This window comes from Dolosicoccus paucivorans (genome assembly GCF_900100125.1).
In the GTDB taxonomy this organism is placed as follows: Bacteria; Bacillota; Bacilli; order Lactobacillales; family Aerococcaceae; genus Dolosicoccus; species Dolosicoccus paucivorans.
The window spans coordinates 1-9,125 of the sequence record NZ_FNEL01000062.1 but is presented as its reverse complement, the minus strand read 5'-3'; the positions used below and the strand labels follow the sequence as shown (position 1 = coordinate 9,125).

At 35.1% G+C, this 9,125-nt stretch carries 6 protein-coding genes and 1 pseudogene; 6 read left to right on the top strand and 1 reads right to left on the bottom strand.

The window, feature by feature from the left end; all coding sequences use genetic code 11:
* Positions 1–88 precede the first annotated feature (88 nt).
* A pseudogene (locus BLR79_RS09450) lies at positions 89–528 on the top strand (transposase); the annotation flags it as partial.
* 8 nt (positions 529–536) lie between these two features.
* Here the strand turns inward: BLR79_RS09450 and BLR79_RS07730 are convergent.
* Entirely contained in the window at positions 537–1,217 is a 681-nt protein-coding gene (locus BLR79_RS07730) for a helix-turn-helix transcriptional regulator (RefSeq protein WP_159427632.1), read from the bottom strand.
* 260 nt (positions 1,218–1,477) lie between these two features.
* Here BLR79_RS07730 and BLR79_RS07725 point away from each other — a divergent pair, with 260 nt between their 5' ends.
* The 5 genes from BLR79_RS07725 to csn2 all read left to right on the top strand — a co-directional run bounded on the left by BLR79_RS07725 (position 1,478) and on the right by csn2 (position 8,987).
* Complete coding sequence (locus tag BLR79_RS07725) at positions 1,478–2,815, top strand: aldehyde dehydrogenase family protein (RefSeq protein ID WP_092086647.1); 1,338 nt, start codon at positions 1,478–1,480, stop codon at positions 2,813–2,815.
* A gap of 281 nt (positions 2,816–3,096) precedes the next feature.
* Positions 3,097–7,146, top strand: a complete 4,050-nt coding sequence (gene cas9 / locus BLR79_RS07720; protein ID WP_092086644.1) for a type II CRISPR RNA-guided endonuclease Cas9 — start codon at positions 3,097–3,099, stop codon at positions 7,144–7,146.
* The gene (cas1, locus tag BLR79_RS07715; protein ID WP_092086641.1) at positions 7,143–8,018 is read left to right on the top strand and encodes a type II CRISPR-associated endonuclease Cas1; all 876 of its coding nucleotides are present in this window, start codon (positions 7,143–7,145) and stop codon (positions 8,016–8,018) included. The genes cas9 and cas1 overlap by 4 nt, the downstream gene beginning before the upstream one ends.
* A complete protein-coding gene (gene cas2 / locus BLR79_RS07710; protein WP_234970866.1) occupies positions 8,008–8,328 on the top strand; it encodes a CRISPR-associated endonuclease Cas2 in 321 nt (106 codons plus the stop codon). Before cas1 ends, cas2 begins: the two co-directional genes overlap by 11 nt.
* Positions 8,325–8,987: a type II-A CRISPR-associated protein Csn2 gene (gene csn2 / locus BLR79_RS07705; protein WP_092086638.1), complete on the top strand. Its 663-nt coding sequence runs from the start codon at positions 8,325–8,327 to the stop codon at positions 8,985–8,987. The genes cas2 and csn2 overlap by 4 nt, the downstream gene beginning before the upstream one ends.
* Positions 8,988–9,125 lie beyond the last annotated feature (138 nt).

Below are 9,125 nucleotides of genomic sequence, written 5' to 3'. Positions count from 1 at the left end.
AAATGAGTAAAACTAAACGTTGATTGAACTTATTTTCCTTTATTCGTCTAATCTAGAATTTCTTAACGTAAAAAGGGTAAATTCAAAATATCTAAGCCCTATTATGGACTTATACAATCTTGAAATTATTTCCTACAAAATTAGTAAACGACCAACGCTAGATATTGCATTAGATCCTCTTGACGAGGCACTCGAAATTATCAAAGAAAGAGCACCTTACCGAACAACTATTCACAGTGCCAGGGTTTCCATTATCAAAATTGGCAATGGACTGATAAATTAAAGGATAATAAGATATATCAGAGTATGTCCCGCAAGGGAAACTACTTAGATAACGCAGCCATGGAAAATTTCTTCGGTCTACTTAAGCAAGAAATGTACTATGGAGAAGAAAGAGTCTCATTTGAGGAACTTGAGAAAAGAATCAATAATTATATTCACTACTATAATCACAAGCGAGTTAAACAAAAATTGAGTGGCCTATCTCCAGTTGATTACCGGAAACAGAACACTCAATGTGTTGCCTAAATATTCAATTATAAACTCCAACTTTTGGGGGTCACATCAAAGACAGGCTCTTTTTTTAATTGGTTATTTGACTGACGGTATTGGGCGGGTGTGATTTGAAATTCTTTTTTGAAGATGCGACTAAAATAAGCAGGTTCTGAAAAACCAACTTGATCACTAATATCTGCAATTAATTGATCGGAATCAACTAGTAATTTTTGAGCTTTTTTCAAACGATATTTAATTAAATAGTGGTGAAAACTTACTCCCGTTGTCTTTTTAAACAATCGACTGATGTAACTCGGACTAAAGTTAAAGTGGCTTGCGATATCTTCTAATGTGATCTCGGATTGATAGTGGAGATGAATATACTGCAAAATGTCATAAATAATCTGCTTGCGCTGATCCGATATATCGACTAAGTAAGGTTTATGAAGGAGTGAAATTTCATTCGCTTTAATGATCGAGCGATGAAAAGCATGAATAAGTTCTTCTTCATTGATAAGAGGTAGTTGAATGACATCATCGATTTGATTACGTAACGCATAAATTAAGAAATCGTTGGTTAGATAATGGGTGAGTAAAATAAAACGAATATTAGGGTGATGTTTTGTCCACATTTGATGATACGTAGAAAATTGTTCTGAGGATAAATAAGTCACATCAAGAACGATGAGATCAATTTCCTCATTCTTCAATGTTTCGTTCACTTGATCTAAGTGAATAGTAGAAAGACACTTAGTATTAAAAAATGTTGGTGAACAAAAGATTGAATCCTTGCGATCACATTGGGCTGTAAATCAACTAACTGAATGTTGCACATGCCAGAACCTCCTTGTTAACTTTGTGAATGTGAATCTTATTACGATATACAAAAAAGTACAAATTGAGGATAAAATAGTAATACCTTATGAATGCGCTTTCATTATACAATAAAGTTAGAAAAATTATATAAGAAGGAGCGATTCAAATGTTATTAGATAAAAATATTTCGGTAGATCAATTAATTGAACTAGCCAGCACAGCTCAAAAAGAATACAGTACATTCGATCAAGAAGCAGTGGACCAAGTTGTTGAAGCTATGGCGACATCAGCCACTACCCAAGCAGAATATTTGGCCACGCTAGCACACGAGGAAACAGGTTTTGGAAATGTTAAAGATAAGACCACTAAAAATTTATTTGCGTCGCAAACAATTTATGACTATTTAAAAGACAAGCCATCTGTAGGTATTTATGAAAAAGATGAAGAGAAGAAAATATATAAAGTCGCACGACCGATCGGTGTCATTGCCGCTCTTATTCCGATGACAAACCCTACATCAACCGTTATTTCTAAAGTCTTGAATGCCTTAAAAGCGCGAAATAGCATTATATTATCACCACATCCACGAGCAGAAAAAGCGATTATCGAAACAGCTAAACTGTTAAACGATGCGGCAGTAAGTGCTGGAGCACCTGAAAATTTAATCCAAGTTCTCGTTTCACCAACTTTAGAAAAGACTCAAGAGTTACTTCATCACGAAGGGATCGGGCTTAACTTAGCAACGGGTGGAACACCGATGGTTAAAGCAGCGTATGCCTCGGGTAATCCGACGATTGGTGTTGGAGGCGGAAATACACCGATTATTATTGATGAAGGAGCTGACTTAGCCTTTGCTGCTAAGACCATTGTTGATTCAAAAACTTTTGACTATGGTGTGATTTGTTCATCCGATCAGCACATCATTACCCTTAGATCAATAGAAGATGAAGTTAAAGAAGGATTGAAAGAACAAAAGGTTTATTTCTTAACCGAAGAGGAAACTAAAAAGATTGATGAGTTGATTTTCTTAAAGCCTGGCGTTAAAAATATTGATGTAGTCGGTCAACCAGCTCATAAAATTGCGAAAATGGCAGGAATCTATACGCCGGAAGATACAAGTCTTTTACTTGCCTACGCACCAGAAGATGTCAGCATTGAATCTTGCTTCACTCGCGAAGTATTAGGATCTGTTTTAGGGTTCCATTTAGTAGATGATTTTGATGCGGCAGTCGATAAAGCCAATGACTTGTTAGAGCAAGAAGGAAAAGGGCACACTTCAGTTCTGTTTTCTAACAATCAAGATCATATTGAAAAATACGGCATTGAAGTCAACTGCTCTCGTAACCTAGTCAACACCCAAGGAGTTTTAGGGTCCATTGGAGCCATTACCAATTTACCACCATCTCTAACCTTAGGGGTAGGAACAGAAGGTGGGGGAAGTTTGACTCATAATGTGGCTTATGAAGATTACTTCAACACGGTTTATGTCGCATTTGGTGAATAAAAATTGATAACATACATAATAAAATAAGCTCTCTTACGCAAAGTAGGAGAGCTTGTTTTATTGAGGAACAAATATTTAAAACATGATATAATTAAAATTAATCCAAGTGAAATAATACACTTTAAAACATAAGAAAATTAAAACATAAAAAACGGCGCACACACGTGCGCCTGACCACGAAGTGGTAATGTCGATAAATCGTTATTTGAACTCGTAATGCAGTTTTTTAAGGGTCTCAACTTTACGAGTTGATGTCATCAGTATAAAGGAGAATTAGTCATATGTCAAATAGAACAAAAAAATATTTCATTGGTTTAGATGTCGGAACAGGGTCTGTTGGGTGGTCTGTAACGAATGAGAATTACACTGTTTTAAACTTTAACAAAAAACGTATGGAAGGTGTTAGATTATTTACAAGTGGTGAGACGGCTGAAGCAAGAAGAATGCACCGGACAAATCGCAGAAGACTTAGACGACGTAATGAGCGTTTACAAACTTTACGCGATTTATTCGCACCACTAATTAATCAAGTAGATGCAGATTTCTTTACTCGTATGGATGAGAGCTTCCTTCATTTAGAAGATCGCTCATTAAATACAAAAAACAGTTTATTTGATGATAAAAATTACAAAGATCAAGATTATCATCGCCAATTTCCGACAATTTATCATTTACGGCAAGCTCTGATTGATGGAGAGCAATCAGTTGATATTCGTCATATTTATTTAGCTGTGCATCATATTTTAAAATATCGCGGACATTTCTTAGTAAGTGGAGATTTAAACTCTGAGTCCAATTTACATGAATTACTTGAACGAGCGAACGATTCGTTTAAAACCATGTTTGACAGTTATTTGTTCGACTTAGATGGGGAAAACAGTGATGAGATTGGCGCCATACTAAAAAATGAGACGCTAAATTTAACACAACGCAAAAATGCGTTAAAGCTTTATCAAATTCAAGTAGAAGATAAGGAGCTGAAGAAGTTAATTAGTCGTTGGTCTGATTTGCTGGCCGGTTCTATTACTTCTATTGTAAATTTATTCCCTGAATTAGATGAAGAGAATAAGGAAAAAATTCAATTTAGCGCAAGTAATTATGAAGATGTTTATGTGGCGTTATCGATGTTAGACGAAGAGCAATTGCGTTTAATTGATTATATTAAATATATTTATGACTGGGGAATTTTAGAAACTATCCGAGACGGTGAGAAATATCTATCTCAAGCAATGATTAATCAATATAATCAGCACGGCGAAGATTTAGAACTTCTTAAATGCGTCGTTAAACAGCACGGAACAACAAAAGAATATAATGATTTATTTAGAAATCGAGCACTCAAAAATAATTATGTTCATTATATTGGCCAATCAAATGAAGCCAAACAAGCTGATTATGATGAATTTAAAAGATATTTAAAAAAATTGCTTAAGAAATACCCAGAACAAGCGACTCAAGAAATCACAGACAAATTAGATTTAGATAACTTTTTAATCAAATTGCGGACTCGTTCTAACGGCGTTATTCCTCGACAAATTCACCAAATGGAATTAAAACAAATATTAAATAATGCAGTTAAACAGTACCCGGAATTGACTAAAAAAGATGACGATGGCTTATCCATTCAAGACAAAATCATTCAACTGTTTACTTTCCGCATACCTTATTACGTAGGACCTTTAAACAATGCTCATCAAGATAAAGATGGGTTTAGTTGGGTAGTCCGTAAAGAAAAAGGAAAGATTTATCCTTGGAATTTTAAGCGAAAAGTTGATCTAGAAGCATCAGCTGAGCGCTTCATTCGCCGAATGACAAACAAATGTACTTATTTACCTAATGAAGATGTTTTACCGAAACACTCCCTACTGTATCAACGATTTGAATTACTCAATGAATTGAATAATTTGAAAATCAATGGTGAACCTATCACTCCAGACCAAAAACAAGGAATTTATCAAGATTTATTTATTAACCAAAATCGCAATATATACAAAAAACACATTGCTCAATGGTTTAAAGATAATAACTTGGTTGATTTAGAAGATGAAGTCACAGTAACTGGTATCGATAGTATGGTCAAGTCACGCCTTACAACGTACCATGACATGGTAAAAATCTTTAATACGACTTCATTAGACGAGGAAATGATTGATACAATCATCAACTGGATTACAATCTTTGCTGAAGGAACAGAGATGTTACCAGCTAAGATTAAAGAGGTTTATGGAGAGCGTCTAACGGCTGAACAAATTAAACAGCTAAGTCATTTGACGTATTCAGGATGGGGTCGACTATCAAAAGCCTTTCTAACTGAGATTAGAGATGCGCGCCACTTTGAAGGCGAATTCACTTCAATTATTCAAGCGTTAGAAACAACAAACTATAATTTGATGGAACTACTCTCTCAACAATTCGATTACATGGACATGTTAGATAGTAAAACGGCTGTTCAGGTAACAGATGGGCAAATATCTTACGACTTGGTGGATGAATTATATGTCTCACCCGCTGTCAAACGCTCTATTTGGCAAACGTTACGAGTAGTTGATGAAGTGGTGTCAATTCAAAAAAATACACCAGAGAAAATATTTATCGAAATGGCTCGTGGTGCAGAAGGTAGCGGACGCACAGATAGTCGTAAAGATCGACTCAAAGCCTTATATAAAAACATAAAAAATGACTCAGCCATTAAAGAGATGTTGGATCACGAAGATAACGGGACGTTACGTTCTAAAAAGCTTTATCTATATTACTTACAAAGAGGTCGATGTGCTTATACCGGTGAAGAAATTGTACTTAAGGACCTGTTCAATCATAATTTATACGATATTGATCACATTTATCCGCGCTCTTTAACGAAAGATGACAGTTTTGACAACTTAGTCCTTGTTAAGGCGAATGAAAACCGTCTTAAAGGTGACAAATATCCACTGCATTACTATAAACCAACGATTTATGCAGATATGGATTCACTTTGGAGCAGCTTAAAGCATCAAGGATTAATGAGTGAACAAAAATATGCACGACTCATTAGAAAAGAACCTTTGAGCGATCAAGAATTAGCGGGGTTTATCAATCGTCAATTAGTAGAAACACGCCAAAGTACGAAAGCATTAAGTGAGTTACTGCAACAAATTTATCCGGAGACAACCATCGTTTACGTTAAAGCCCGTCAAGTCAGCGACTTTAGACAAAATCACGGGGTAATGATTGGTGAAGATAAAAATAAACGCCCAGATCAAAACGTTAGTGACCAGCTGATTAAAGTACGTAATTTAAATGATTTGCACCATGCTAAAGACGCGTATTTAAACATCGTGGTAGGAAATGTATATCATACTAAATTTACATCGAATCCATATAACTTTATTCGACGTGATGACCGACCAAGATATAACTTAGCAAGAATGTTCGAAAGTGATGTCGAACGTAATGGTAAAGTGGCTTGGGTTGCTGGAGCAAATGGGACGATTAAAAAAGTACTGAAAATGATGAAACGTCATGATGTGTTGACGACTCAATTACTTCAAGATGGTAAAGGAGAATTATTTGATGCAACAAGAGTACCCAAACACTCAAAAACTGCAATTCCTTTAAAAGATGGTTTAGATCCTCAAAAATATGGTGGATATACAAATGGAACGAGAGCGTGCTATGCGATCATCCGTTATCGAAAAGGGAAGAACTCACTGACGATGTTAAAAAATATTCCTTTATACCTAAAAAAACAAATCCAATCGGCAGAAGAATTGAAGCAATTTATAGAGCAATACTATGGACTATCAGAGGTAGAGATATTAATTCCTCATCTTTATGCTCAAAATGAATTGGTAGAATATGAAGGTGTAAGAGTACGGATCACTGGTGTTACAGGTACTCAATATTCTGTGAAGAACGCCCAACAGCCAGTGCTTAGTTCATCTTTCCAAATCAATTGGAAGAAAATAGAAAATTATGAACTGTTCGGTGGCAATTCACTAGAAAAACGTGGAATAACTCATGAAATACTTCGAGAAATGTATGATGAACTTCAAATAAAAGCCAATAGTAAGTTGTATCGTCAATTGCTGACTAGACATTTAGATCAAATTGAAGACTACAAGAAAGAATTCAATCAGTTAACGCTAGAAAATAAAGTTCAAGTACTATCTGGTCTCCTCAGCTTATTCAAAGCAGAGTACAGCCCTGGCATTCCACTGATGAGAATAACGCGTGGCCAAGCTCTACCGTCTAGATTGGGAGAAAACCTATCTAATAAGAAAGATTTTATGTTAATTCGTCAGTCCATTACTGGGCTATTTGAAGAAAGAATCGATGTGTTAAATTTATGACATGGAGAACGATTGTAATATCAAATCGCGCTAAGTTAGATTTAAAGATGAATCATCTTGTCGTAAGACAGATGGAGGATTATAAGAAAGTGTATTTAGGAGAAGTGGGTGTCGTCGTATTAGAGACGACAGCCGTCTCCATTACTTCAGCACTATTAAATGAACTAGCTAAAAGAAATATTGCGGTTATTGTTTGTGACGAGAAGCGAAATCCTTCTGCCTGCCTCCAACGGCATGGCACACATTTTGAAGCCAATCGCCGTTTACATCAACAAATGAGTTGGTCGGATGATGTTAAGCAACAAGTGTGGACGGAAATTGTCAAAAATAAAATATACCAACAAAGCAAAATGTTGGCAGATTACAAATTAGAAAATGCTTCTAAAGTATTAAAACTTATGGAAGAAGTTCAACTAGGTGATGTGTCCAATCGCGAAGGACACGCTTCAAAAGTTTATTGGCACACGTTGTATGGCAAAGGTTTTTCTAGAGGAATGGATTGCCCGGTTAACGCAGCGCTTAACTATGGTTATGCCATTATCTTATCATTAATTAGTCGTGAGATTACAGCGAGTGGCTACTTAACTCAATTGGGTATAGGCCACGACAATGTGCATAATCCTTTTAATTTTAGTTCCGATTTAATCGAGCCTTTTAGATGTATTGTTGATCGCTATGTATACGAAAGTGAAATAGAAGTCTTTGATAAAACGGCACGTTATGAGCTATTAAATTTATTAAATAAAGAAGTTGTTATTTCAGATAAACGCAATACAGTAACTAATAGTATTCAAATTTATTGTCGAAGTGTGTTTAAAGCACTAAATGAAGAGAATCCATCTTTATTGAGGTTTTATGAATATGGGGTATAGAACGATGAGAGTTATTGTGATGTTTGATTTGCCGATGCAAACGTCTAAAGAACGGCGTGATTATCGGCGATTTAGAAATTTTTTAATTGATCATGGTTTTTTGATGTTACAACAATCAGTTTATGCTAAGTTAGCTATAACGCCAAGTGTAGCACGGTCGATACGAAACGAAGTAATGAAAGCGTCACCCCGTGGTGGATTAGTTCAAATGATAAATGTCACTGAAAAGCAATACAATCAGATGGATTATGTCGTGGGAGATGCAACACATAAGACGTTAGATACTTCAGAGAGTTTGGTGATCTTTTGAAGTTGATTTATAACAAATTAATTCATCCAATTCATTGGAACCAAGACACAATATTGAAATTAACGATTGAAAATAAAGCATTCTATCGTAAGTTTTTAATGGAATTAACTGAACAAATAAAAAATAAAGACGAAGCTCCTTTTAAAGTGATGAAAGAAGGAGAAGACGTAACAGCTAAGTTGAATGTAATGGTCGATTTATTTCATCTGGAAAATACAGAAGTTGCAATTCTTAATAGTTTGAGAACTCAATTAGTAAAGTATCTACAAGCAGACTATGAAAAAGTGACAGCTTTGAAACAGACTATTGTAGAAATTTTTCGGGAGTGTTATTTTGACCAAGAATTTGATGTGTTTGTAGGGGATGAGTTAAACTTAAGGACTTTTGCGAAAGTATTAGACATTTCTGTTGATTTTGATGCGCCGACCTTAGTAGAGAGATTAGTAAACTATATCGAAATATCCCATCGATTAGAGCTGTATAAAGTATTTATGCTAGTTAATCTGTCACTATATTTGAACAAAGAAGAAATCAAACTGTTTAAAAAAGAAATGGTTCAAAAGAAAATTCCTATTATTTTACTGGAATTCGATCATACGCACTCTAGCGAATGGGAAACAAACTTTATTGTCACTGAAAATCTCAGTGAACTCTTTTAATAACTATGTTATAATAAATTTTGTCGATATAGTTTTGAGACAACAACTTAAAATTAAATTCGCATTCCTCTTAAATGCTCAGCTTACTTTGGAGATTTGAGGTTTGAGAGTAATGCAGTTTTTTAAGGGTCTCAAACC

Bases quoted from the DNA above. Each gene is read 5' to 3' on its own strand.
- BLR79_RS07725 (WP_092086647.1), top strand. From the start codon at position 1,478: ATGTTATTAGATAAAAATATTTCGGTAGATCAATTAATTGAACTAGCC.
- cas9 (WP_092086644.1), top strand. From the start codon at position 3,097: ATGTCAAATAGAACAAAAAAATATTTCATTGGTTTAGATGTCGGAACA.
- cas1 (WP_092086641.1), top strand. From the start codon at position 7,143: ATGACATGGAGAACGATTGTAATATCAAATCGCGCTAAGTTAGATTTA.
- cas2 (WP_234970866.1), top strand. From the start codon at position 8,008: ATGGGGTATAGAACGATGAGAGTTATTGTGATGTTTGATTTGCCGATG.